The sequence below is a fragment of the Streptomyces xanthochromogenes genome (genome assembly GCF_014650455.1).
GTDB classification, from domain to species: Bacteria; Actinomycetota; Actinomycetes; order Streptomycetales; family Streptomycetaceae; genus Streptomyces; species Streptomyces xanthochromogenes.
The window spans coordinates 293383-318819 of sequence record NZ_BMUZ01000002.1 but is presented as its reverse complement, the minus strand read 5'-3'; the positions used below and the strand labels follow the sequence as shown (position 1 = coordinate 318819).

General features: G+C 72.8%; 22 protein-coding genes and 1 riboswitch. Of the genes, 15 read left to right on the top strand and 7 right to left on the bottom strand.

The genetic code is table 11. The features are described 5' to 3' along the window. Nucleotides 1–87: 87 nt before the first annotated feature. Nucleotides 88–555 carry an RDD family protein gene (locus tag IE267_RS05250; RefSeq protein ID WP_161248479.1) on the bottom strand — a complete coding sequence of 156 codons (468 nt, stop codon included), beginning with the start codon at nt 553–555 and terminating at the stop codon, nt 88–90. Nucleotides 556–764: 209 nt separating this feature from the next. On the opposite strand from IE267_RS05250, the gene glnA reads away from it, so the two are divergent. Continuing rightward, nucleotides 765–2174: a type I glutamate--ammonia ligase gene (gene glnA, locus IE267_RS05245; RefSeq protein ID WP_161248481.1), complete on the top strand. Its 1410-nt coding sequence runs from the start codon at nt 765–767 to the stop codon at nt 2172–2174. 260 nt (nt 2175–2434) lie between these two features. After that, on the top strand, nt 2435–4246 hold the full coding sequence (locus tag IE267_RS05240; protein ID WP_189762298.1) for an ABC transporter ATP-binding protein: 1812 nt from the start codon (nt 2435–2437) through the stop codon (nt 4244–4246). Between the two features lie 15 nt (nt 4247–4261). On the opposite strand, the gene nicT is transcribed toward IE267_RS05240, so the two are convergent. Both nicT and IE267_RS05230 read right to left on the bottom strand, forming a co-directional pair. Further along, a complete protein-coding gene (gene nicT, locus IE267_RS05235) occupies nt 4262–5371 on the bottom strand; it encodes a Nickel transporter NicT (protein WP_167156296.1) in 1110 nt (369 codons plus the stop codon). A 29-nt stretch (nt 5372–5400) separates the two neighbouring features. Beyond that, a riboswitch (cobalamin riboswitch) is annotated at nt 5401–5599 on the bottom strand. Nucleotides 5600–5684: 85 nt separating this feature from the next. Further along, nucleotides 5685–5966 carry a hypothetical protein gene (locus IE267_RS05230; protein WP_189762297.1) on the bottom strand — a complete coding sequence of 94 codons (282 nt, stop codon included), beginning with the start codon at nt 5964–5966 and terminating at the stop codon, nt 5685–5687. A gap of 117 nt (nt 5967–6083) precedes the next feature. Here IE267_RS05230 and IE267_RS05225 point away from each other — a divergent pair, with 117 nt between their 5' ends. After that, nucleotides 6084–6446 (top strand): ArsC/Spx/MgsR family protein, encoded by a 363-nt coding sequence (locus IE267_RS05225; protein ID WP_189762296.1) that lies wholly within the window; start codon nt 6084–6086, stop codon nt 6444–6446. A gap of 107 nt (nt 6447–6553) precedes the next feature. Here the strand turns inward: IE267_RS05225 and IE267_RS05220 are convergent, their stop codons facing one another. Beyond that, entirely contained in the window at nt 6554–7459 is a 906-nt protein-coding gene (locus tag IE267_RS05220) for a Gfo/Idh/MocA family protein (RefSeq protein ID WP_189762295.1), read from the bottom strand. Between the two features lie 338 nt (nt 7460–7797). On the opposite strand from IE267_RS05220, the gene glnII reads away from it, so the two are divergent. The 6 genes from glnII (at nt 7798) to IE267_RS05190 (ending at nt 14812) form a co-directional block, all read left to right on the top strand. Next, nucleotides 7798–8829: a glutamine synthetase gene (glnII, locus tag IE267_RS05215; RefSeq protein WP_161248489.1), complete on the top strand. Its 1032-nt coding sequence runs from the start codon at nt 7798–7800 to the stop codon at nt 8827–8829. Nucleotides 8830–9218: 389 nt separating this feature from the next. Beyond that, the gene (locus tag IE267_RS05210) at nt 9219–9803 is read left to right on the top strand and encodes a winged helix-turn-helix domain-containing protein (protein ID WP_167153688.1); all 585 of its coding nucleotides are present in this window, start codon (nt 9219–9221) and stop codon (nt 9801–9803) included. Between the two features lie 244 nt (nt 9804–10047). Continuing rightward, nucleotides 10048–11313 (top strand): sensor histidine kinase, encoded by a 1266-nt coding sequence (locus IE267_RS05205; RefSeq protein WP_167153686.1) that lies wholly within the window; start codon nt 10048–10050, stop codon nt 11311–11313. Continuing rightward, nucleotides 11298–11945, top strand: coding sequence for a response regulator transcription factor (locus tag IE267_RS05200; RefSeq protein WP_161248495.1), 648 nt, complete (start codon nt 11298–11300; stop codon nt 11943–11945). The genes IE267_RS05205 and IE267_RS05200 overlap by 16 nt, the downstream gene beginning before the upstream one ends. 123 nt (nt 11946–12068) lie before the next feature. Beyond that, on the top strand, nt 12069–13214 hold the full coding sequence (locus IE267_RS05195) for a methyltransferase (RefSeq protein ID WP_189762496.1): 1146 nt from the start codon (nt 12069–12071) through the stop codon (nt 13212–13214). Nucleotides 13215–13312: 98 nt separating this feature from the next. Then, nucleotides 13313–14812 (top strand): DUF1996 domain-containing protein, encoded by a 1500-nt coding sequence (locus IE267_RS05190; RefSeq protein WP_189762294.1) that lies wholly within the window; start codon nt 13313–13315, stop codon nt 14810–14812. 50 nt (nt 14813–14862) lie between these two features. Here the strand turns inward: IE267_RS05190 and IE267_RS05185 are convergent, their stop codons facing one another. Beyond that, on the bottom strand, nt 14863–15249 hold the full coding sequence (locus tag IE267_RS05185; protein ID WP_229860747.1) for a hypothetical protein: 387 nt from the start codon (nt 15247–15249) through the stop codon (nt 14863–14865). A 99-nt stretch (nt 15250–15348) separates the two neighbouring features. Between IE267_RS05185 and IE267_RS05180 the strand changes: the two genes are divergently transcribed. The 6 genes from IE267_RS05180 to IE267_RS05155 all read left to right on the top strand — a co-directional run bounded on the left by IE267_RS05180 (nt 15349) and on the right by IE267_RS05155 (nt 21599). Then, nucleotides 15349–15951 (top strand): rhomboid-like protein, encoded by a 603-nt coding sequence (locus IE267_RS05180; protein WP_189762293.1) that lies wholly within the window; start codon nt 15349–15351, stop codon nt 15949–15951. A 28-nt stretch (nt 15952–15979) separates the two neighbouring features. Further along, nucleotides 15980–16774, top strand: coding sequence for a tyrosine-protein phosphatase (locus tag IE267_RS05175; RefSeq protein WP_167153680.1), 795 nt, complete (start codon nt 15980–15982; stop codon nt 16772–16774). Between the two features lie 77 nt (nt 16775–16851). After that, a complete protein-coding gene (locus IE267_RS05170) occupies nt 16852–18795 on the top strand; it encodes a hypothetical protein (RefSeq protein ID WP_189762292.1) in 1944 nt (647 codons plus the stop codon). A gap of 87 nt (nt 18796–18882) precedes the next feature. Next, nucleotides 18883–19770 carry a metal-dependent hydrolase gene (locus IE267_RS05165; RefSeq protein ID WP_189762291.1) on the top strand — a complete coding sequence of 296 codons (888 nt, stop codon included), beginning with the start codon at nt 18883–18885 and terminating at the stop codon, nt 19768–19770. Between the two features lies 1 nt (nt 19771). Beyond that, on the top strand, nt 19772–20872 hold the full coding sequence (locus tag IE267_RS05160; RefSeq protein WP_189762290.1) for a PDR/VanB family oxidoreductase: 1101 nt from the start codon (nt 19772–19774) through the stop codon (nt 20870–20872). Between the two features lie 13 nt (nt 20873–20885). After that, nucleotides 20886–21599, top strand: coding sequence for a TetR/AcrR family transcriptional regulator (locus IE267_RS05155; RefSeq protein ID WP_161257053.1), 714 nt, complete (start codon nt 20886–20888; stop codon nt 21597–21599). A gap of 16 nt (nt 21600–21615) precedes the next feature. Here IE267_RS05155 and IE267_RS05150 read toward each other — a convergent pair whose 3' ends face one another. Together IE267_RS05150 and IE267_RS05145 are read right to left on the bottom strand one after the other, a co-directional pair. After that, nucleotides 21616–23217: a fused response regulator/phosphatase gene (locus IE267_RS05150; protein WP_189762289.1), complete on the bottom strand. Its 1602-nt coding sequence runs from the start codon at nt 23215–23217 to the stop codon at nt 21616–21618. 119 nt (nt 23218–23336) lie between these two features. Further along, nucleotides 23337–25367, bottom strand: coding sequence for an ATP-binding protein (locus IE267_RS05145; protein ID WP_308428669.1), 2031 nt, complete (start codon nt 25365–25367; stop codon nt 23337–23339). Nucleotides 25368–25437 lie beyond the last annotated feature (70 nt).

Below are 25437 nucleotides of genomic sequence, written 5' to 3'. Positions count from 1 at the left end.
GCCTCGTACGCACACGAAGCCTCCTAGGCATACGAAGGCGGCCCGGACCGAGATGGTCCGGGCCGCCTTCCCACGTCGGTGGGCCGGTCAGATCCTGACCTGGACCGCGCGGGCGAGGCGGTCGTGCAGACCGCGGCCGTCGCGGTCCCAGATCAGCGCCGGGATCGCCAGGCACAGCAGCACGGTGCGGACGACCACGCGCACGATGCCGAGCCGGCCGCCCTCCTCGGCGACCACGCGCAGCCCGAGCAGCCGCTTGCCGGGCGTGAACCCGACGGTCCCCACCGTGAGCACGCCGAGCACCAGGAACACCAGGAGCGCCCAGTTGCTCGCGCTGTGCGGGTTGCCGCGGGCGATCAGCTGGTACGCGATCAGGGCGCACAGGGCCCAGTCGATGAAGATGGCGGCGAAGCGCCGCCCGAGCGGGGCCACCGAGCCGGGCCCGTCCTTGGGCAGACCGAGCCGCTGGCCCCGGTAGCCGAAGTCGACGCCCATCTCCTCGGCGGCCGCGCGGGGTCCCGAGAGCCACGATCCGATTGCTTGCCTGTTGTCCACGGATCCCACGGTACTGCGCCCGTTTTCGATCACTTCGGCCCGGGTCAGTCTTGGCACGCTCGTCACCAGGCCGGTTAACTTGGGTGAAACAAACGGGTCACGCTTGAGAAATCCCGCCTGCCTATGGTCGGGTCCAGCGTGTGCCACCGCACTGGCCGCACGACCGAGCTGCAACCCCGCCCCTCCCGGGCGGGAGTAGGAGGAGTTGGATGTTCCAGAACGGCGACGACGCGAAGAAGTTCATCGCGGACAACGACGTGAAGTTCGTCGACGTCCGGTTCTGCGACCTGCCGGGCGTGATGCAGCACTTCACGATTCCCGCGAAGGCGTTCGACGCGACGGAGGAACTGGCCTTCGACGGCTCGTCGATCCGCGGCTTCCAGGCGATCCACGAGTCCGACATGGCGCTGCGCCCGGACCTGTCGACGGCCCGCCTGGACCCCTTCCGCCGTGACAAGACGCTGAACATCAACTTCTTCATCCACGACCCGATCACGGGCGAGCAGTACAGCCGCGACCCGCGCAACATCGCCAAGAAGGCGGAGGCCTACCTCGCCTCCACCGGCATCGCGGACACCGCCTACTTCGGCCCCGAGGCCGAGTTCTACGTCTTCGACTCGGTGCGTTTCGAGACCTCCGCGAACCAGTCCTTCTACCACATCGACTCCGAGGCCGGCGCCTGGAACACCGGCTCCGAGGAGAACAACCGCGGCTACAAGGTCCGTTACAAGGGCGGCTACTTCCCGGCCCCGCCGGTCGACCACTTCGCCGACCTGCGTGCCGAGATCTCCCTGGAGCTGGAGAACTCCGGCCTCCAGGTCGAGCGCCAGCACCACGAGGTCGGCACGGCCGGCCAGGCCGAGATCAACTACAAGTTCAACACGCTGCTCGCCGCGGCCGACGACCTGATGCTCTTCAAGTACATCGTGAAGAACGTCGCCTGGCGCAACGGCAAGACCGCGACCTTCATGCCGAAGCCGATCTTCGGCGACAACGGCTCGGGCATGCACGTCCACCAGTCCCTGTGGTCCGGCGGCGACCCGCTGTTCTACGACGAGCAGGGCTACGCGGGCCTCTCGGACATGGCCCGCTACTACATCGGCGGCATCCTCAAGCACGCCCCGTCGCTGCTCGCCTTCACCAACCCGACGGTGAACTCCTACCACCGCCTGGTCCCGGGCTTCGAGGCGCCGGTCAACATGGTGTACTCGCAGCGCAACCGCTCCGCCGCGATGCGCATCCCGATCACGGGCTCCAACCCGAAGGCCAAGCGCGTCGAGTTCCGCGCCCCGGACCCGTCGTCCAACCCGTACCTGGCGTTCTCCGCGCTGCTGCTCGCGGGTCTCGACGGCATCAAGAACAAGATCGAGCCGGCCGAGCCGATCGACAAGGACCTCTACGAGCTGGCTCCCGAGGAGCACGCCAACGTCCAGCAGGTCCCGACCTCCCTCCCGGCCGTCCTGGACGCCCTGGAGGCGGACAACGAGTACCTCCAGGCCGGCGGTGTCTTCACCTCCGACCTGATCGAGACCTGGATCGACTACAAGCGCACGGCCGAGATCGCCCCGATCCAGCTGCGGCCGCACCCGCACGAGTTCGAGCTGTACTTCGACATCTAGGCCCAGCGGCCCCCGCACCCCCGAGCCCCGCCACCCTCACCGGGCGGCGGGGCTCGCTGCGTCGCGGCTCGCTCCCCCGTTGTGCTCCCTCCCAACGGGTGGTGCCTGGTACGGGACGGGCCCGTGGCGGGGATCTTGCGGGAAAGTGGGCGGATCCTAGCTCGGGGGGCGGCATCGTGGCACCGGACGTCGATGAGCAACTGCGTTACCGGTCAAGCTCGTTGGAGGCGAGTCGGCGGCGGCCGGTGAATACGCGGACCATGGCCCGGCGACTGCCGCAGCTGGTGCGCAAGGCGCTCGCGCTGGCCTGGCGGGTGGACCGGCGGGCGGTGCTCGTGCTGCTGTGCTGCCAGGCGCTCTCGGGGTTCTTCGAGGCGTTCGGACTGCTCGCCACGACGCGTACGATCACCGCGCTCATTGCGAGCGGGGACATCGCGCACCGGCTGCGCGACGCCCTGCCCTCGATCGTGGTGCTCGCCGGGGCAGCCGGGCTGCGGGCGCTGCTCGGGATCGTGGTGGTGAACATCTCGGGGCGGCTCTCGCCGCGGATCTCCCGCGAGGCCGAGATGCAGATGCTGGCCGCCGCCGTCCAGGCCGAGCTCTCGGCGTACGACCAGCCCGGGTTCAACGACAAGCGGGAGGCGGCCGACCGGGGCGCCGAGGTCGCCCAGCAGCTCCTGACCGACTCGCAGGACCTGATGGCGTGCGTGGCCTCGCTCGTCGCGGCGGCCGGGGTGGTCACCGTGCTGCATCCGGCACTGCTCCCGCTGCTGCTGCTCGCCGCGCTGCCGCAGGGCATCGCCGGGGTCCGGGCGGCCCAGGTGCACTACGAGGCGTCGCGGGCGATGAGCGCCGAGCGGCGCACCCTGAACCTGTTGCGCTGGTTCGTGATCGACAAGGACACCGCCGACCAGCTGCGGTCCTGCACGATGGCCCGGTTCCTGCTCGACCGCTACCGGGCGATCGGACAACGGGTGGACGCGGCGACCGACAAGGCCGTGCACCAGGGCGCCCGTTACTCGGTGCTCGGCGCCCTGGTGGGCGGGCTCGCGGCGGGGATCGTGTGGGGCGCGCTCGCCTGGCTGCTCGGGTCGGGGCGGATGTCGGTGGCCTCCGCGGGCACCGCGGTGTTCGCGCTGCGCACGGTCTCCTCCTCGCTGCACGGCGTGGTCGGGTACGGGACGCGGCTCTTTCGCACCGGGCTCTATCTCGACGACTGGGCCGAGTTCATCGACGAGGCGGGCGGGCACCGGATGGCCCGCGGCTCCCTGGCGCCGCCCGCGCCGGAGGTCGTCCGGGCCGAGTCGCTGACGTACCGCTATCCCGGCAGCGAACGGGCCGCCCTGGAGAAGGTGACCCTGGAGGTGCGCAAGGGCGAGGTGCTCGCGCTCGTCGGCGAGAACGGGTCCGGCAAGACCACCCTCAGCAAGCTGCTCACCGGCCTGTACCTGCCGAGCGAGGGGGCCGTGACCTGGGACGGGATCGGTGTCGAACGGTGCGATCCGCAGGCCCTGTGGCGGCAGACCGCCGTCGTGCCGCAGGACTTCGCGCACTGGCCGATGTCCGCGCGCGACAACATCACGCTGGGCCAGCCGCACGGCGGCGACGAGTCCGTGCGCCGCGCCGCCGCGCACTCCGGCGCGGCGGAGGTCGTCGACGGGCTGCGCAGCGGCCTCGACACCCTGCTCGCCCGGGAGTGGTTCGGCGGGGTGGAGCTGTCCGGCGGGCAGTGGCAGCGGATCGCGATCGCCCGGGCCTTCCACCGCCCGGCCGGGCTGCTCGTGATGGACGAGCCGACGAGTGCGCTCGACGCCCGGGCCGAGCACCGCATCTTCACCGGCCTGCGGACGGTCGCCCGCGACCGCGCGGTGGTTTTGGTGACCCACCGGCTGGCGAACGTGGCGGTCGCCGACCGCATCGTCGTGCTCGACCGGGGCCGGATCCTCCAGGAGGGCACCTTCGCCGAACTCGTCGCGTCGGACGGCCTGTTCAGGGAGTTGTGGCGGCTCCAGAACGACCGGGGCGCACCCGGCAGCGACCACGGTGTGCCGGGGCCGCGCGAGGGCGGCTGAGCCCCGGCCCGCGCCTCACGCCCCGCCGGACGCCCACTTCTGCTCGACCTTGCCGAGCCGCCAGTACGCCAGCGCCGCCGCCCACACCACCACGAACAGGCCGACGATCACGAAGCCGACGTTGTCCATGTCCAGCTCCGCGATCCAGCCGCTGACCGGGTCGGTGAGGTCGAGCTTCTCGTGCAGGACGCCGACGAGTTCGATCGTGCCGATGAAGAAGGCCACCGCGATCGAGAGGCCCGTGATGGTGAGGTTGTAGTAGACCTTGCGGACCGGGTTCGAGAACGCCCACTGGTAGGCGAAGTTCATGAACGTGCCGTCGAGCGTGTCGAACAGGCTCATTCCCGCCGCGAACAGCAGCGGCAGGCACAGGATGGCGTACCAGGGCAGTCCGGCGGCGGCGCCGGTGCCGGCCATCACCATCAGGGTGACCTCGGTCGCGGTGTCGAAGCCGAGACCGAAGAGGAAGCCCAGCGGGTACATCTGGCCGGGCCGGGATATGGACTTGGTGAAGCGGCCCAGGACGCGGTTCATGAACCCCCGCGCATCCAGGTGCGCTTCGAGTTCCTTCTCGTCGTACGCGCCCGCCCGCATCGCCCGGAACACCTTCAGGATGCCGAACAGGGCCACCAGGTTGAGGGCCGCGATGAGGTAGAGGAAGGAGCCGGAGGCGGTGGTTCCGACCACGCCGAGCACCTGGTGGGCGCGGGAGTCCTCGTTCATCAGGGTGCCCGCGAGCTGGGCGCCGCCCGCCACCAGGGCCGCCATGATCACGACCACGCTGGAGTGGCCGAGCGCGAACCAGAAGCCCACGGACACCGGCCGCTTGCCGTCGGCCATCAGCTTGCGGGTGGTGTTGTCGATGGCCGCGATGTGGTCGGCGTCGAAGGCGTGCCGCATGCCGAGGGTGTATGCGGTGATGCCGAGCCCGATGCCGTACGTCTTGGTGCCGACGGCGTAGTGCGCGGGGGCCACGAGCAGGAACAGGACGCCGAAGGCGAGGATGTGCAGGGCGGCTATCACCGTGAGGAGGACGGCGGTTCGGACGGTGTCCTCGCGCCGCCAGTGGAAGGAGGGCACCGCGTGGGCGCCCGTCTCGGGGGACGTGCGAACGGGCAGGGTCATGCGGGTCACGCTCCAGCACCTCGTGGATCACTTCGTGAGATGCCGCGGCCGGTCTCCTGGCTGACGGGTGGGTGCCTTCGTCCCGGCCTTCCCGGGCAGGTGGGTCCTGGCCAGTGGCGTCGCGCGGGGACGGCGGCTCCCCAGAACCCCGGGGAACCCGATCACAGTGGCGAGGGCCGCTCCGGTTTCGCACCGGTCTTCCCGAACACCACGGCCAGGCCACACTAAATCATCGGCGCCCCGGGCTCCGGTGCGGGCCCGGGTCACGCCCCCGGCTCCACGGGGGCGTGACCCGGCCCGGATCGCGGGTGCCTCAGCGGCCGTCGTAGATCAGCCCGCGCACCATCCGGCAGGTCGTCTCCGACGGCGGATGGACGCCGATGAGCGCGGCCACGGTGCGTATCGTGCGGTCGGGCGCCTGCTCGGGCCGGTAGACGCCCGTGTCGAGCAGGGCGATGGCCAGGCGCATGGCCTTCAGGCGGCGGTTGTGCGACTCGTACCAGACGCGCGGGCGCCCGGCGGGCAGCGGGACCTTGTGAAGGGGCTGGAGGGACAGCTGTTTCGAGGTGTGCGAGGCGAGTGCGGCAGCGGTCATGGGCGTCCTCCTGGGCGGTCGGGAACCCTGGCTTACCCTCTCGATTTTACTGGGCACCACTGACAATCGCCCCTGGCCAGCCGGGCTTTGAGGCCGTAGCGCGGGTAGCCTGGCGGCATGGAGATCTGGATCAACCCGGCCTGCTCGAAGTGCCGCGGCGCGGTGAAGCTGCTGGATGCCGAGGGCGCCGACTACACGGTGCGCCGCTACCTGGACGACGTGCCGTCGCCCGAGGAGATCAGGGCGGTGCTCGACCGGCTCGGCCTGGAGCCGTGGGACATCACGCGCACGCAGGAGGCCGCCGCCAAGAAGCTCGGCCTGAAGGACTGGCCGCGCGATGCGGAGGCCCGCGAGCGCTGGGTGACCGCGCTCGCCGAGCACCCCGGGCTGATCCAGCGCCCGATCATCACGGCGGACGACGGCACGGCCGTGGTGGGCCGCACCGAGGAGGCCGTACGGAACGCCCTCGCGCGCAAGTAGCGCTCCTTCAGGCCGGGTTGGCCTCCCTCAGGCCCGGCCGGCCTCCGTCAGGCCCGGCCGGCCTCCGTCAGACCCGGCCGGCCTCCGTCAGACCCGGCCGGCCTCCGTCAGACCCGGCCGAGCTGGGTCTCGGCGTCCGCCAGGAGCTCGGTGATGCGCGCCCCGAACCGGGCGTCGCACGGGTGCGGCACCCCGGTGCGGGCGGCGTCGAGCAGCGCGTCGAGCGCGGCACCGAACGCGTCGAGCGCGCCGCCCCAGCCCGGCATCACCTCGGCGCCGGTCTCCCCGAGCAGCGACACCTCGACGCCCGCGGCGGCCGGCGGCGCGGTGAAGCTCAGGTCCGCGGTGCTGGAGGCGCCCGAGGCGTGCCGCAGGATCAGGTGCGCGGTGTCGCCGGGGCCGGCCGCCGCCGTCAGGGCGGTCACTTCGCCGAGCACCCCGGCGAGCACGGCAAGGGCGTGCGGGCCGACGTCCCAGAGCGCGCCCTTCTCGCCCCGCCAGGGCGAGGCGGCGTACGGGCTGCGCTCGGCGCCCGGCGTGAACAGCGACCCGTACCACCGCGCCCGGCCGGTGAACCACCCTTGCGCGGCTGCCTGTCGAGCCACCCACGCCGCGGTCTCCGGCGCGAAGCGGAGCGTGAAGAACACGACGGAGGCGACCTGGGCCCGCTCGGCCGCCTCGGCCAGTTCGCGGGCGCCGGCCACGTTCGTGGCGACCGGCTTGTCCAGGAGCAGATGACAGCCCGCCGCCGCGGCCCGCACCGCGAGCGGCGCCTGCACGTCCGGCGGCAGCGCGAAGGCCACGGCATCGCAGTCCGCGAACAGCTCGTCGGCGTCCTCGTACACCGCGACACCGTGCTCCCGCGCGAGCGCGGCGGCCGCCTCGGGCCGCCGCCCCCACACCCCGGCGAAGTCGACGCCGGGGTGCGCGGCCAGAGCGGGCGCATGCGTGGCGACGGCCCAGGGGCCGGTGCCGAGGAGTCCGATGCGGGGGGTGCGGGTGGTGTCGTTCATGGCGACCAGTCTGCCCCGGCCGTCGGACGGGGCGCGAAGGACCGTTCGCGCTCTCGGTATACGAGCCGGAGCGCGCCGGGGTGCCGAGCGATCGCGCGGGGTCCTCGAAGGCCGCTCCGGGCGGCTGCTTGGGAGGAAGCGCCGAGGCACCGGGCACCGGCCTCGGACGAACCACAGAGCCGCGGGCTCCTCGGGGCACCTGAGGAACCCCAGGTAACACCGGGTTCACAAACGGGCAACGGGCGGGAAATTTCGGGGTGTGAGGCTGCGGGTCGTACAGCAGCGCCGCAGCGTGGCAGCGCGCAGGCAACCCGCAGCTCCCACAGAGGATGGCTTCCGTGACGTACAAGGCCGAGTACATCTGGATCGACGGCACCGAGCCGACCGCCAAGCTCCGCTCGAAGACCAAGATCATGGCCGGTACGCCCGGGGCCGTCGCCGAGCTGCCCGTCTGGGGCTTCGACGGGTCAAGCACCAACCAGGCCGAGGGCCACGCGTCGGACCGCGTCCTGAAGCCGGTGTTCTCCTGCCCGGACCCGATCCGCGGCGGCGAGAACATCCTGGTCCTGTGCGAGGTCTTCGACATCGACGGGACGCCGCACGCCTCCAACACCCGCGCCCTGCTGCGCCCGCTCGCCGAGCAGTTCGCGGCGCAGGAGCCGATCTTCGGCATCGAGCAGGAGTACACCTTCTTCGACGGCGCCCGTCCGCTCGGCTTCCCCGTGAACGGCTTCCCGGCCGCGCAGGGCGGTTACTACTGCGGTGTCGGCGCGGACGAGATCTTCGGCCGCGAGATCGTCGAGAAGCACCTCGACCACTGCCTCGCCGCGGGCCTGAGCATCTCCGGCATCAACGCCGAAGTCATGCCCGGCCAGTGGGAGTTCCAGGTCGGACCGGTCGGCCCCCTCGAAGTCTCCGACCAGCTGTGGATCGCGCGCTGGCTGCTCTACCGCACCGCCGAGGACTTCGACGTGTCGGCCACCCTCGACCCGAAGCCGGTCAAGGGCGACTGGAACGGCGCGGGCGCGCACACCAACTTCTCCACCAAGGCCATGCGCGAGGGCTACGACGCGATCATCACCGCGTGCGAGGCGCTCGGCGAGGGCTCCAAGCCCATGGACCACGTCAAGAACTACGGCGCCGGCATCGACGACCGCCTGACCGGCCTGCACGAGACGGCCCCGTGGGACCAGTACAAGTACGGCGTCTCGGACCGCGGCGCCTCGGTCCGCATCCCGTGGCAGGTCGAGGTGGACCGGAAGGGTTACATCGAGGACCGCCGCCCGAACGCCAACGTCGACCCGTACGTGGTGACCCGCCTCATCGTCGACACCTGCTGCACCGGCCTGGAGAAGGCCGGGCAGGTCTGAGCCGGACGGCCGGGTTCCGTCGGGGCGTCCACCGCTGGTGCGGTGGGCGCCCTCGCGCGTTGGTGGCCGGGTCGCTTCGGCCGGGTCGCGGTGGCCTGATCCGGTCACGCTGTGCCAAGGATTCGTATCAGTCCGTGGGAGGGGGCTGCTGCACCGGGCGGATCGTCTGGTTGAATGGGGACATGACCAGCATCCGGAGCACCTCGACAGGTCGCACCGACCTCGAGCCGTTCTGGCCGTCCCGTCAGGACCACGACTTCGACCGGGTGTGTTGCCGCGCGATGAACGCGCCGGCCCTCTAACGCCTCGATCCACTCCAGGCCTTCGGCCCGCGCGCAACGACGTACGTCTCCCGCTGACGACTCCTCGCGCGAAAGAGCTGACCCCTCATGGCGAACACCCGTACCCTCCCTTCCGCCGACGCCCACACCCCGCTTCCCCTGGGCCGGCACCGACTGCGAGCCGTGGACCGTGACGAGGTGGCCCGGCCGGCCGCCGGTCAGGTCGTCGACTTCCTTCCGCCGGGCGCCACTTGGCTGCCCGCCCCGCAGCACACGCTGCCCGCGCTGCCGGGCCGCCCGGCGATGGTCGGCTACCTGGTCCTCGTCCCCGCCGACCAGCAGCCCCCGCTGCTCGCCGCGGCGCCCGAGCCCCTGACGTCGGTGTCGGTCGAGCCCGCCGCGACCACCGGCGACGCCCTCGTACGGATCGACACGGTGCGCCGCACCGCCGAGGTCGACGGGGCCCAACTCGACCTCACCTACCTGGAGTTCGAGCTGCTCGCCCATCTGGTGGCGCACCCGCACCGGGTGCACACCCGCGACCAGCTGGTCACCACGGTGTGGGGCTACGGCCATGTCGGCGACGGCCGCACCGTGGACGTCCACGTGGCCCGGCTGCGCCGCAAGCTGGGCGCCCAGCACCGCGGCGCGATCCAGACCGTGCGCCGGGTCGGCTACAAGTACGCGCCCTGACAGGCGAGTCGGGAAGGGCGGGGCGCCGGGGGGCGCCCCGCCCTTTTCGCGCCCGTGCCCCGTTCCCCCGCGCTCCCGTTCTCCCGCACACCCGGGCCCCGATCCCCCGCGCGTGCCCCGCGACGCAGCTCAGGGGGTGTTGCCAGCAACACCCCCGGGCCGGGGGCGGAACCCAGTGACCACGCGTGCCGTGTCCGGCGACACTGGAGGCCGGTCCACCGGCGGCGAGGAAAACGGGGAGACAATGAATGCGACCAAGGCGCGCGAAGCGCTTCTGGCGGGGGTGCGGGGCCTCGCCCTGGCGCTGGTGTCGATGGCCGGATCGGTCCTGCTGTTCACCCTGACCGTCGTCTCCATCGGTCTCATACCCGTCGGCATCGGCGTCTTCGCCGCCCCGCTGTTCATCGAGCGGGTGCGCGCCCACGCCGACTTCCGCCGGACGCTGGCCCTGAGCTGGAGCGGCGTACGCATCCCGTCGGCGTACCGGCCGGTGCCGCGTCGCCCGGGCCCGGCCGGCTGGGCCGCGCGGTGCACCACGCTCCTGCGCGACCCCGCGACCTGGCACGACCTGCGCTGGATGCTCGCCGACATGACGGCCGGGTTCGGCATCGCGCTCCTGCCGCCCGTCCTGCTCGCGTACGTGGCGTACGGCTGGGTCATCGCGCTCGGCGTGTGGCGGCCGATCGCGAACGCGGGCGGCGACTGGTTCCTGTTCATCCACGTCACCAGCCAGCAGAGCGGCTACGCGGCGGCCGCGCTCGGCACCGCCCTGTTCGTGCTCGGCCTGTTCGTCAACCCGGCCCTGCTGCGCGGCCACTTCCAGCTCGCCCGGGCGCTGCTCTCCCCCTCCCGCGAGGCCGAGCTGGCGCAGCGCGTCGACCGGCTCACCGAGACCCGGCACGACGCCGTGGACACCTCGGCGGCCGAACTGCGGCGCATCGAGCGGGACCTGCACGACGGGGCGCAGGCCCGCCTCGTCGCCATGGGCATGAACCTGGGCACCATCGAGGCCCTCGTCGAGAAGGACCCGGCCCAGGCCAAGCGGCTCCTCGCGACGGCCCGCCAGTCCTCCGCGGAAGCCCTGACCGAACTGCGCGACCTGGTGCGCGGCATCCACCCGCCGGTCCTCGCCGAACGTGGACTCGCGGACGCCGTAAGGGCGTTGGCGCTGCGCCTGCCGGTGGCGACCGAGGTGTCCGTCGACCTGCCGGACCGCGCCCGCGCCGAGGCACCGGTCGAATCGGCGGCGTACTTCGCGGTCAGCGAGCTGCTCACCAACGCGGTCAAGCACGCGGCGGCGGACAGCGTCTGGGTCGACCTGTCGTACGAGGCCGGCGCGCTGCGGGTGTCCGTCGGCGACAACGGCAGGGGCGGCGCCGAGGCCGGGGCGGGCGGCGGCCTGAGCGGGGTCGAGCGACGGCTCGGTACATTCGACGGCGTCCTGGCCGTCAGCAGCCCCGTGGGCGGCCCCACCCTGGTCACCCTGGAGATCCCTTGCGCGTTGTCCTAGCCGAAGACCTGTTCCTGCTCCGCGACGGCCTGGTCAGAATGCTGGAGGCGTTCGACTTCGAGATCCTGGCCGCCGTGGAGACCGGACCCGAGCTGACCCGGGCCTTCGCCGAGCTGGAGCCGGACGTCGCGATCGTCGACGTCCGGCTTCCGCCGTCGCACACCGACGAGGGCCTCCAGTGCGCGCTCGCCGCCCGCCGGGCCCGGCCCGGCCTGCCGGTCCTGGTCCTGTCCCAGCACGTGGAGCAGCTGTACGCGCGCGAACTCCTGGCGGACGGCGACGGCGGGGTCGGCTACCTCCTCAAGGACCGGGTGTTCGACGCGGCCCAGTTCATCGACGCGGTGCGCCGGGTCGCGGGCGGCGGCACCGCGATGGACCCCCAGGTCATCCAGCAGCTCCTTTCCCGCAGGGCGCGGGACGAGCCGCTCGGCGGGCTCACCCCGCGCGAGCTGGAGGTGATGGAACTGATGGCACAGGGCCGCTCCAACGCCGCGATAGCCGAGCGCCTGGTCGTCACCGAGCGGGCCATCGCCAAGCACACCTCCAACATCTTCGCGAAGCTGGGCCTGCCGGTCTCCGACGACGACAACCGCCGGGTCCTCGCCGTCCTCGCCTACCTCGACCGGGGCTGAACCCGGGCGGATGCGGGCCCCGGCCGCCACGGACGCGGGGCCGAGCCCGGGCGGATACCGGCCCCGGCCGCCACGGCGGGGCACGACCACGGTTTCGGGTTAGCCTGGCAAGCAATGAACCGCATGATCACGCCCTGGGGCGAGCACGACCTGACCCGATTTCCCGAAGACGCCCGTGACCCGCTGCGGGCCTGGGACGCCGCCGACGACTATCTGCTGCGGCACCTCGCCGAGATCGGGAACCTGGACCTCTCGGGGACCGTCGTCGTGACCGGCGACCGCTGGGGTGCGCTCACGACGGCGCTCGCCGAGCACCACCCCGTACAGATCAGCGACTCGTTCCTGGCCCAGGAGGCGACCCGGGCCAACCTGGCGCGGGCCGGCTCCGCGCCCGACGCGGTACGTCTCCTGTCGACCCGGGCCGCGGTGCCCGAGCGCGTGGACGTGCTGCTCGTACGGGTACCCAAGAGCCTCGGGCTCCTGGAGGACCAGCTCCAGCGGATCGCGCCCTCGCTGCACGCGGGCACGGTCGTGGTCGGCGCCGGCATGGTCAAGGAGATCCACACCTCGACGCTGAACCTGTTCGAGCGCATCCTGGGTCCGACGAAGACCTCGCTGGCCGAGAAGAAGGCCCGGCTGATCTTCACCACCCCGGACCCGAAGCTCTCCAGGCCGCGCAACCCGTGGCCGCTGACGTACTCCCTTGAGCTGGGCATCGGCCCCGCCTCCGGCCTCGCGGTCACCAATCACGCCGGGGTGTTCTGCGCCGACCGCCTGGACATCGGCACCCGTTTCCTGCTCCAGCACCTGCCCGAGCGCACCGGCCCCGACCACGTGGTGGACCTGGGCTGCGGCAACGGCATCGTGGGCACGGCCGCGGCGCTCGCGAACCCGGAGGCGCGGATCACCTTCGCCGACGAGTCGCACCCGGCGATGGCCTCGGCCGAGGCCACCTTCCGGATGTGTGCCGGGCCCGCCCGCGAGGCCGAGTTCCGGCTCGGTGACGGCCTGGCGGACTTCCCGCCCGGCAGCGCGGACCTCGTCCTCAACAACCCGCCGTTCCACACCCACCAGGCGACGACGGACCGCACCTCCTCGCGCATGTTCGCGGATGCCCGGGCCGCCCTGCGCGAGGGCGGCGAGCTGCGGGTGGTGGGCAACCGCCACCTCGGCTACCACGACAAGCTGCGCCGGATGTTCGGCACGTGCGAACTCATGGCCTCCGACCCGAAGTTCGTGGTGCTGCGCGCGGTGAAGCAGGCGCGCTGACCGAGGGGGTTTCCTCAACTCCCGTGAATCTCCTGAGCCGTTGAACGCCCCACCGTTCCCATCCGTATGGAACTGCGCGCTTCAAGCGAAGGAGTTCCATGGGACGCATCGCACGCTCACCCCGAAAACGGCCGACCCTCCCCCGCCGGATGACGCTGGCCGCGGCCGCGCTCATCCTGGGCGGAGGCGGGCTCGCCGCGGTCAATTTCTACGCCTCCGCCAGTGAGGGCGGTGCGGGCGGCCGCGGGCCGTCCGGGCACGACATGTCACAGATGCGCATGTTGTCGACCATCGACTGTCCGGACGTAGGCAATTCCCTTTCCACCGTGCCCGATGCGGCGAAGCCGCGGGTCGACCGGCAGCTCGCCGATCTCGATACGCAGATCACCGACGCGTACACCGAGTTCGCCGACAACAAGGACCGGATCCAGCGCGACCCCGGCCTCGCGGACCGCATGGTGCTCGCCCCGCTGAAGGCGAAGCGGACCGATTCGATCGGGCAGATCGCGGACGCCACCGGGCAGCCGGACCTCAACGGCAAGGGCCTGGCCGCCTGTTCGATGCGGGCCGCCGACGCACCGGCGCCGGGTGACCAGGGCAGCGACCCGCGCGGTGACCGCACCGGCGTGCAGGACGACGGCCAGGGCGGTGACCAGGCAAGCGGCCAGGGCGACGGCCAAGCGGTCGCCGCCGCTTCGGCCGCCTCCGCCTCCGGCCTCTCCCGCCGCGACTTCGTCGACATCCGCTCCGTACGCCCGAACGTCGCCGCCCCCGCCCCCCGGCGCGGCGCCTCCACCGGCACCTTCACCAGCGACTGCGGCCGCAACCAGAACGGCAAGCGCAATCCCGACAACGTCATCGTGGCGCCCGGCGTGAGCAACGGCGCCCACCACATGCACGACTACGTCGGGAACCAGGCGACGGACGCCTTCTCCAGCGACGGTGACCTCGCCAGGGGCGGCACCAGCTGCCGCAACCAGGGCGACAGGTCCACCTATTACTGGCCGGTCGTACGGGTCCTGGATCAGGGCAACGACGTGGACGCGAAGGCCGACGGCGGCGGCAAGGACAAGAACCTGGGAAAGATCCGGACCCCCGTGCAGGCGACGATCACATTCGTCGGGAGCCCGGTGGGCAAGGTGACCGCGATGCCCAAATTCCTACGGATCATCACCGGTGACGCGAAGGCGTTCACCAATGGCAATGCCAATGCCAACGCCTCCTGGAGCTGCACCGGATTCGAGAACCGACAGCTCAAGGACAAATACCCGCTCTGCCCCCAGGGCAGCAACGTGGTCCGTACCTTCAAGTTCCAGAGCTGCTGGGACGGGAAGAACACCGACAGCGCCAATCACCGCACCCATGTCGCCTTCGCCGACAAACGGGGTGCCTGCCCGGCCGGATTCAAGGCGATTCCCCAACTGGTGCAGCGCATCGTCTACGACGTGCCCGCCAAGGCCGGCGCGTTCGCGGTGGACTCGTTCCCCGAGCAGCTGCACAAGCCCGTCACCGATCACGGTGACTTCATCGACGTCTTCAGCGATCAGCTGATGGGGAAGGCGGTGAACTGCATCAACACGGGGCGCTCCTGCGCCTGACCTCCCGCGTCCTACGCGAGGGGGCGTCTGCCGCTGCGCGGCCGACCCGGTCAGTGTCCGGAATGCATGGTCCCGGTCTCGACACTGCCACCGAGCCGGCCGTGCAGTGCCGTGACCACGGGCTGCTCGCCCACCGCCACCCACTTGCGGCCGACCAGGTAGACACCGCCGTAGTCCTTCGCCTCATTGATCCACTCGCGCTGGCCCCGGTCGGTGGCGAAGGTGGCGAGCACGTAACGGCCGTCCCTCGTGGTGCAGTTGGCCTGGCGCAGCTCCGCGGAGTCCGTCGAGACGACCGGCGTGCAGTCGGCCCGCGCGGCCAGTTGCTCCAGGGTGCCGCTCGCGGTCGGGTCCGGGTGCGGGGACGAGGAACCGCAGCCGGTCACGACCACGGCCGCCACCAGCACCCCGAGGACCACTCGCGCATCGTTTCGCATCACCCCATCGTGCCCCCAACTCCCTTGTGAATAAAGCGACTTGGCGATACTTGCCGGGCCGATGGGCGGCCCGCTCGCGCGATGCCGGATCATGGGGGCATGCGTGTACCCACCCTCGCTCCCGCCTACGTCGGCGGCGTCCAGCTCCTCGCGCACGCGAGCAGGCGCCTGCTCGCCGGTCCGGCCCGCCGGGACCTGCTGCGCTCGTGCTCCACCAACGTCGACAACCTGGCGGCCGGCCGCTGGTCCACCCTCGTCACCAGCGCGCTCCTCGTCGAGGAGCCCATGGAGCTGCCCTACGCGCTGCTCCTCCTGGCCGTCCTCGGCTACGCGGAGTACGCGCACGGCGCCTGGTGGACGGCCGGGGTGTTCCTGTTCGGGCACACGGGAGCCACGCTCCTGGTGTACGGGGGCCTGCGCGCCGGCCGTCCCTCGCCCGCCACCCGCGCCGCCCTGGACGTGGGCACCAGCTACGGCTTCTACGCGGTCCTGGGGGCCCTGACCTCGGCCCTGCCGCGCGGCCCGCTGCGCGGCGGCGCCCGGCTCGCCCTGCTCGCGCTGGCCGCCAAGCCCCTCCTGGACCGCGGGCGCACCTTCACGGACGCGGGACACTTCGCGGCACTGGGGCTCGGTCTCGGGGTGGCGGGAGTCATCGACCACCGTTCGGACGTCGTGGACTACCGTTCGGTTGCAAACCGGTAGATTCCACCCGCTCAGGAGCCGCCCACCCATGATCGCGATTCCCGCCACCACCGTCGCCAACCTCCGCGACCTCGGCTCCACCCCGCTGTCCGGCGGCCGTACGGTCCGCCCGGGCCTGGTCTTCCGGGCCGGCCAGCTCGACCGCATGGACCCGGCCGCCGACCCGGCGGTGGCCGGGCTCGGGCTGCGCACGGTCCTGGACCTGCGCACCGACGCCGAGCGCGCCGACCACCCCGACCGGGTGCCGGACGGCACCCGGCTCCTGATCGCCGACGCGCTCGCGGACAAGCTGTCGGAGGCCGGGGCGCCCGCCGCCGCCCAGCTCAAGCACATCCTGGCCGACCCGGTCGTGGCCGAGGAGCACCTCGGCGGGGGCAAGGCGCAGGCCCTGTTCGCGGACACCTACCGCTCGCTCGTCTCCTCCGGTTCGGCCCGCGCCGCCTACCGCACCCTGCTGACCGAGCTCGCCGCCGCGGACGCGGGCCCGCTGCTCTTCCACTGCACGGCGGGCAAGGACCGCACCGGCTGGGGCGCGACGGTGATCCTGGCGCTGCTCGGCGCCGACGGGGCGACCGTCGAGCGCGAGTACCTGTCGGTCAATCCGGCGGTGCGCCAGGCCTTCGCCCCGCTCATCGAGGGCTTCGTCGCACAGGGCGGCGACCCCGAGATCGCGCTCGCCATCATCGGCGTGGTGCCCGCGTACCTGGAGGCGGCGCTCGACGAGGTCGACTCGACGTACGGATCGATGGAGAAGTACGTCCGCGAGGGCCTCGGGGTGCCGGACGACGCGGTGGCCCGGCTGCGCGAACGGCTCATCGCGTGATCACCTCACGGCGTCGTCAACTCGCCTGATACCCCGGCCGGTTGGGTGCGGGGTGACCATCTCCACATTCGCTCGTTTTGCTGAACGTGGCCCCAGAGCAGGACATCCTCAACCCACCCGCCCCCAGCGTCGGCGTCGAGCAGGCCGAGGCCGCGCTCGTCGAGCACTATCCGCGACTGGTGCGGCTCGCCTACCTCGTACTGCCGCCCTCCCTCGGGCGCAACCGCCGGGTGCTGACCGCGCACGCGATCGTGCAGCGCTCGCTGCCGCGCGGCCGCGGCGGCCCCGGTGACGGCGCCGAGGAGGGGCTGATCCCGGGGGCCCGGCGGCCCGGGGCCGGTGTCGACCCGGGGTACGTGTACGTGCGGCGCCGGGTGGTGCGCCAGGCGCTCGAAGCGGGGCTGCCGCTGCGCCGCAGGGCCTGGCCCAAGCGCGCCCAGCTCCCGCCGCTGCTGCCCCAGGTCTGGGGCCTGCGACTGTTCCCGCGCTCGGGCGGCGCCGATGAACTCGCCCTGGACCAGCGCCTTTCCGCCCTGTCCGGGCCGGCCCGTGCGGCCTACGTGCTGCGCGGTCTCGAACGGCTCAGCGACGACGCGGTGGGCGCCGAGCTGACCGCGGCCGGGGTCGGCGACGCCCGCCGGGCCCTCGTCGAGGCGGGCGAGCACGAGTCGCGCTCGGCCCTCCTGGAATCCGCCGAGTTCGACCCCTGCTCGCTCCAGGCCAGGCCCACCGATCTGATGCGGCGGCGCCAGCACGGCCGGGCCGCGCTCGCGGCCGTCGCCGCCCTCGTGGTGTGCGGCGCGCTGATCGGGCTGCCGGACGACGGCTGGGGGCCCGACGGCGCGGCCGCGCCCTCCTACGCGCAGAACCCGGCGGCTCAGGCCGCGCTCGACCCCGCCCATCTGCTGCGGGTGGAGCCCACGGCGTGGACGACCGCGACGCGCAGCGACTTCTCCGTCTGGCCGGCCCGGGGCGATCTGCTCGGGGACTCGGGGCTGCTGCGGCGGGCGCTGGCCGTGTGGGCCAGGCCGGGCCCCTCGGTACAGGTCTCGGCGACGCCGGGCACCCCGGCCGGTCCGCCGATGGGCGCGCCCCAACTCCTGTTCGCCGGCGATGTGGATCGGGCCAGGGTGGTCCTGCTCTACGACGGTCTGCGGGTCGCCCGCTATGCCGAGCCGCACGAGGGCACGGCCGGGGCCGCGCTCGACTTCGCCCGGGTGGACGCCGCCGACCTCGCGTCCGCGGGCGCCCTGGTGGTGGGCCGCACCGACGGCAACGTGCGCTATCTGACGGCGCCTTGGGTGCGCGAGGCCTCCGTACGCGATCTGCTGACGCCGGGCGCGGCGGCTCGGCCGCTGCACCGGGACACCTACGGGGTGACCGACCCGGTCGTGTCGCCCACGCAGGCCCGCCAGTGCACGTCCTGGGACGCACTCGAACTCCACGACGACAGCGGGGTGCGGCTCGTCACCGACCTCGGCGAGCTGGCTCCGGCCCGGCTCACCTGGGGGCCGCCGTCGGACCCCCGCGACGTCGGGGACCGCTCCGCACGCGAGGGCTGGGCCCGCACCGCGTGTCTGCTGCCCACCGTCCGCTCGCACGGGGTGCGGTCGGTCAACGACTGGCAGTTCGCACAGCAGGCGCTGCCCGAGAACAACGGCACCGCCGGCTGGATCTGCACCCGGGCCGAGACCTGGCGGGGCGCGGGCAGCCGGGTGTTCGCCCAGTTCCAGGCGCCCTCCGAGCGGCTCGCGCCGGGGGCGATCGCGGCCCGCGCCGAGAACTCCGCGTCCTGCGGATCGCGTGAGGCGCGGGTGCTCGCCGGGGTGCTGTGGAAGTCGCGCGGCGGCAACTGGTTCGTGCTCGCGGCGGGCAGCCCGCAGGTGTCCTCGGTGACCCTGTCGGGCGGGATGTCCGGCACCGAGAAGGGGAACCTCCTGGCCGTGCGGGCCAAGGAAGGGGCGCGCGCCGAGCTCAACGGGCGGCTCGCGGACGGGAGTCCGATCAGCACCCTGCGTTGACACCACGGCCCCCGGCCCGGGGGCCTTCTCCGAACAATCCGGTGCGGACCCCTGTCGCTGCGGCGTACCCGTCAGTACATTGACGCCATGTCTAATACGCCGCAGCCCGCTCCGGTCGCGGAGGAGCGCATCGAGCTCAAGGCCCGGAACGTCTCGTTCGCGTGGGAGAACACCCCGCTGCACTGGATACCGGGCGACCCGTTCACCGGCCACACCATCAACGTGCTGCACCTGTTGCTGCCGGCCGGTGAGCGCTGGTTCGTGCACGTGTACAAGCAGGTCCTGCCGCTCATCACGGACGACCGGCTGCGCGAGGACGTCATCGGCTTCATCGGCCAGGAGGCGATGCACTCCGCCGCGCACGACGACGTACTCCCCCATCTGAAGAAGCTCGGCCTCGACCCGACGCCGTACACGGCGCAGGTGGACTGGCTGTTCGAGAAGCTGCTCGGGGACCGTACGCTGCCGCCGGGCCGGGCCCGCCGGTGGTGGCTGATGGAGCGGGTCGCCACCATCGCGGCGATCGAGCACTACACCGCGTTCCTCGGCAACTGGATCCTCAACGCCGAGACCCTGGACCGGCGCGGCGCCGACCCGACGATGCTGGACCTGCTGCGCTGGCACGGCGCGGAGGAGGTCGAGCACCGTTCGGTGGCCTTCGAGCTGTTCATGCACGTCGACGGGGGCTACCGGCGCCGGGTGCGCACCTGGGCGACCGCGTTCACCGCGCTCGCCTTCCTGTGGCAGCGCGGGGCCCGCTTCTTCATGGACAACGACCCGACACCGGCGGTCGGCAGGGCGAGCCTCGGGGCGTTCTACCGCGCGGGCCAACGGGGGATGCTGCCCTCCACCCCGTCCATGCTCAAGTCGATCCCGCGCTATCTGAGCCGCACCTACCACCCCTCGCAGGAGGGCAGCACGGCCCAGGCCGTGGCCTATCTCGCCTCCTCGCCCGGCGCCAACGGAGGCCACTGACATGCGACGTGCCACCACCGTCGCCCTGGCCGCCGGCGCCGCGCTGCTCGCCCGGCGGGCGCTGCGCCGACGCATCGGGGCCTCGCCACTGTGGCCGATGCCCGCCCTCGAAGAACCCGTCTCGGGGCACGGCACCCGGCGTTCCACCGTCGCCCTCAGGCTGACCGTCACCGAGCGCGCCGGGCCCGCCGAAGGCGTCGTACGCCTGCGCCTCGCAGCCCCGGACCGGTCCGAGCTGCCCGCGTGGGAGCCCGGCGCCCATCTCGATCTGGTGCTGCCCTCCGGTCTCGTGCGGCAGTACTCGCTCTGCGGCGACCCGGCCGACCGCACCGCGTACACGGTCGCCACCCGGCTCGTCGAGGGCGGCCGGGGCGGTTCGCGCGAGGTGCACGAGCAGCTGCGGGAGGGGGTGGAGCTGTCGGTGCGCGGGCCGCGCAACCGCTTCCCGCTGGTGCCGAGCGCCTCGTACGTGTTCATCGCGGGCGGCATCGGGATCACGCCGATCCTGCCCATGATCAAAGCAGTTGAGGCCTCGGGCACGCCGTGGCGGCTGCTGTACGGCGGTCGCTCACGGGCCACCATGCCGTTCCTCGACGAGATCGTGGGGCTCGGCGGGACCGGGGAGTCCGGCGGGACCGAGCGGCTCGGCGGGAAGGTCACCGTCGTCCCGGAGGACGAGTCCGGGACCCCGGACCTCGTGGCGTTCCTCGGCGCATCGCCCGCGGACGCGGCCGTGTACTGCTGCGGGCCCGAGCCGCTGATGGACGCGGTCGGCGTCGCGCTCGGCCCCGGCCGCACCCCGTACCTGGAGCGCTTCGCGCCCGGCGCGGCCACGGCGGGCGCCGGGTTCGAGGTCGAGCTGCGCCGCTCGGGGCGTACGCTCCCCGTTCCGGCGGACCGCTCGCTCCTCTCGGTGCTGCGCACGGAGGTGCCGGGCGTCACCTACTCGTGCGAGCAGGGCTTCTGCGGAACATGCCAACAGCGCGTCCTGGAAGGGGAGATCGACCACCGCGACGAGTTGCTCACGCCCGCGGAGCGCGACGGCTCGATGCTGATCTGTGTATCGAGGTGCCTCGGAAAGAAGCTGGTGCTCGACCTATAGGTACTCTGTTCGCATGACGACCGGGGTACGGCGCAGGATGGGCGTCGACGAGCGCAGGCAGCAGTTGATCGGGGTCGCCCTCGAACTGTTCAGCCACCGTTCGCCCGACGATGTGTCCATCGACGAGATAGCGGCGGCCGCGGGGATTTCGCGCCCGCTGGTGTATCACTACTTCCCCGGCAAGCAGAGCCTGTACGAGGCCGCGCTGCGCCGGGCGGCGGACGAGCTGGCGGGGCGCTTCCTCGAACCGCACGAGGGCCCGCTCGGCGCCCGGCTGCTGCGGGTCATGGGCCGCTTCTTCGACTTCGTCGACGACCACGGGCCCGGCTTCTCCGCCCTCATGCGGGGCGGACCCGCGGTCGGCTCGTCCACCGCGAACGCCATGATCGACGCGGTGCGCAACGCCGCCTACCTCCAGATCCTGTCGCACCTCGACGTCCAACAGCCGCCCGCGCGGCTTGAGTTGGTCGTCAAGTCGTGGGTCTCGCTCGCCGAGTCGACGGCTCTGATCTGGCTGGACGGGCGGCGGATTCCGCGCGCCGAGCTGGAGTTGCAGCTGGTGCACGACTTCGCCGCGCTCGCCGCGGTGAGCGCGGCCCACGACGAGGAGATGGCGGCGATCATGCTGCGCATGCTCGCGGACGAGCCGGCCGACGGCCCGTTCGGCGAGCTCCTCGACCGGCTGACCGCCCTGCTCCCCCTGGTGCCCGCGCCGCGCGTGGGCTGAGCGGCGCGCCGGACGGTCACATCGGCACGGCCGCGCTCCGGTCCGCGCCCAGGCGCAGCGCGAGGAGGGCCACGTCGTCCTCCGGGTCGTCGCCGAAGCGCTCCAGGAGGGTGTCGCAGAGCGCTTCGGTGGCGGAGGGGGCCTCGGCCGCCGCTCGCCTGAGGTGCTCCAGGGACACTTCGAGATCGGTTCCACGGCGCTCGATGAGGCCGTCGGTGACCATCAACAGGCCGTCGGACGGGCCGAGTTGGAGCCGTGTCGAGGGCGGATGGCGCAGGCCGAGGCCGAGCAGCGGACCCCGGGTCTCGATGTACGACGCTCCGCCGCCCCCGGGGAGGAGCAACGGCGGCAGGTGTCCGGCGTTGGCGATGCGGGCCGCGCCCGTGGCCGGGTCGATCAGGGCCAGGCACAGCGTCGCGGTGGCCTCGGGGTGGTAGAGCTGGAGCATCCGGTCGAGGAGGCGGACCAGGGCCGCCGGTTCGTGCTGGTCGGTGGCGTACGCCCGTAAGGCGTGGCGGAGTTCGACCATGACGGTGGCCGCGTCCAGGGAGTGCCCGACCACATCGCCGACGCCGACGAGGAGTCCGGCGGGAGTGCTGAGCGCGGTGTAGAAGTCGCCGCCGATCTCGGCGCGGCTGGAGGCCGGGACGTAGCGCAGGGCGATGTCGGCACCGGGCAGCCGGGGTGCGCGCTGCGGCAGGAAACTGCGTTGCAGGGTGAGCGCGATGTGGCGCTCCTCGGCGTGGGTGCGCAGGGACTCGGCGGCGACGGCGAGGGACTGCGCGAGCCGGGAGAGCAGCGTCTCGGTCTCCTGCCCGTACGGCAGCCGGGCCGGGACGGCCAGGCACACCGGCGGCTGGTCGGCGTGGCAGCGGGCGAGCACCAGGCGGGCCCCTTCCGGGCCGAACAGCTGCGGGGGCCACAGCGGGGCCGGGGCGAGGACCGAGCGGACCCCGCTGCGGCCTGCCATGGCGCGGCGCAGCAGCACGGCGAGGGCGGGCGTCTCGGCGGCCTGGTCGGGGCGGGCCGCGCCACCAGCGTGGAGCAGGGCGTCGGTGCCGAACACGAAACCGGTGACGGGGCCGGAGGTGAGCAGCATGGCCGCGGCGGCGGCCGCGTCCGCGAGTTCCTGCGGGCAGCTCGCCTCGTACAGGGTGGCGGTGGCCTCCGCCAGGCGGCTGAGCCGGCCCGCGCGGGCGGCGGACTCGTGGCGCAGCCGGGCGCCGCGCAGCACGGCCCGGACGACGGCCTGGATCTCCTCGGGCTCGACCGGCACGGTGAGGTAGGCCTCGGCGCCCGCGTCCAGGCCCCGGCTGCGGTCGTGCGGCGTGACGGCCGCGGCCGAGAAGTGCACGACGGGCATGGGTGCGATGCCGGGATGGGCCTTGAGGCGGCGGCACAGCTCGAAGCCGTCCATGTCGGGCAGGCCCACGTCGAGGACGGCGGCGTCGGGCAGGGCGCCCGCGCGCAGCCGGGCGTCCAGTTCGACGAGCGTGGCCGAGGCGCTGGCCAGCGGGACGACCCGGTGCCCGGCACGGCTCAGGACAGCGCCCATCGCGCAGCGGTTGGCCTCGACGTCGTCGACCACCAGGACGGTCGTGTCCCAGGACCTGAACATCCGCTTGTTCACCGCCGATCGGATCAGGGGCCCGTCAACGAAGTCGTCACTGCCCGCTGTTGACCCGTCGCCCACGGTAGCGCTGCCGGGGCGTCCGCCGCGGGCACATCCCGGATTCGTCAACTCCCGTCCGCGAAACCACCCTTGAGGGCCATCGCGAGACCCTCGTCCAGACCGGTGGCCACGCCCCGGTCGAAGGCCGAGTCGTACGCGCCGTCGCCGAGCGCCGCGCGCGCCCGGCGTTCGCACCGCTGGCGCACGGCGGTCAGCTCGGGCGCGCCCATCTGGGCCTTGCCGACCGTACGCCAGCACTCCTGGCCGACGCCGAGGAGCAGCGCGCCGTCCTCGCCGTCGCCCTGGAAGGCGACCGCGCAGGCCAGCAGGTCGAGGCCGATCGCGATGCCGAAGCTGTCGTGCAGCAGGCGTTTGCCGCCCAGCATCGCGCGGGCGTGGGCGGCGGCCTCGGCGGGCCGGCCGAGCGCGAGCGCGCTGACGGCCAGCATGTAGTCGGCGTACGCCCGCATCCAGCGTTCGCCGAGCGCCGCGCACTCGTCGCGCAGCAGGACCGCCTCGGCGGACGCCTCGTGGTGGCGGCCCAGGTTGTTCAGGGCGTAGATCCGGGCGAGTGCGCACAGGGCCCGGCCGGGGGTGAAGCCGGTGTCCTGGGCGAGCGCCGGGCCGAGGATGCCGAGCGCCCCCTGTGGGTCGCCGGGCATCAGGACACTGCCGCCGTGGAGGTAGGCCGCGCGCAGCCGCTGCTCGGGGTCGGTGGCGGCGCGTGAGCACTCCTCGCCGAGCCGGTGCGCGATGACGAAGTCGCCCTGCAGGAAGGCGCACATGCCCAGTGCCCACACGGCGGCGGCCCGGTAGGGGCCGGGGCCCGGGCAGCCGTCCAGGGCGCGCTGCAGATAGCCGCGCCCCTCGCGCAGCCGACCACAGCAGAACCAGACGAACCAGAGCGAGCCCGCCATGTCGAGGGCGGCCTCGGGGTCGGTGGCCAGGAGGTGTTCGAGGGCGGTCCGCAGGTCGGCGTGCTCGGCCTCCAGGCGTGCGTACCAGTCGAGTTGACCGGGGCCGAGCCAGGCCGCGTCGGCCTCGTGGGCGATGCGCCGGAAGCGGCGGGCGTGCCGGTCGGCGACCTCGGGGCCCTCGCCCAGTTCGTCGAGCCAGCGCAGCCCGTACTCGCGGATGGTGTCCAGCATGCGGTGCCCGAGCCGGCCCGAGGGGGCGAGCCGGGTGCGTACCACCGACTTGTCGACGAGGCCCGCGAGGACCTGTTCCACGGCGCGGGCGGGCAGCGGGCCGCCCGCGCCGATGTCCTGGGCGGCGGCGAGGTCGAAGTCGCCCGCGAACGCGGAGAGGCGGGCCCACAGGAGCCGCTCCAGGGGTTCGCACAGCTCGTGGCTCCAGCCGATCGCGGTGCGCATGGTCTGGTGGCGCGGCAGGGCTCCGACGCGGGTGTCGGCGAGCACGTCGAAGCGGGAGCCGAGCCGGTCGGCCAGCTGCTCGACCGACCACAACTTGATTCGGGCGCCCGCGAGTTCGAGGGCCAGCGGGATGCCGTCGAGGCGTCGGCAGACCTCGGCGGCGGCCGCCGCCCGGCCGGGGTCGTCGAAGTCGAGGCGGGGCACGGCCTCGGTGGCGCGCTCCTTGAACAGGGTCAGCGCCTCGTGGGCGACGGGCAGCGGCTCCAGGGGGAAGACACGTTCCTGCGGTCGTCCCAGGGGTTGCCGGCTGGTGGCGAGGACCGTGAGGCCCGGCGAGGTCTGGAGCAGCTCGCCGATCAGGTGGCCGCAGGCGCTGATCAGGTGTTCACAGGTGTCGAGCACCAGGAGCATGCGTTTGTCGGCGAGCCGGCCGCAGAGCGCCTCGCAGGCGGTGCGCAGGCTCTGGTCGGTGATGTCGAAGGCGTCGGCCACGGTGGCCGCGAGGAGGTTCCGGTCCCGCAGCGGGGACAGCTCCACCCACCAGGCGCCGTCGGGACAGCGGTCCTGGAACTGCCGGGCGGCCCGCAGCGCGAGCCGGGACTTTCCGACGCCGCCGGGACCGGTGACCGTGACCAGCCGATGCTGTTCGAGAAGGCCGTCCAGGGCTGCCAGTTCGGCGGACCGGCCGATGAAACTCGTGCTCTCCGCAGGAAGATTCCCCACCACGGGCACAGTCTGGACCACTGCGCGGTCCGTGACGGAACCCGGGGCGGGGAACATCCGAAATCACTCG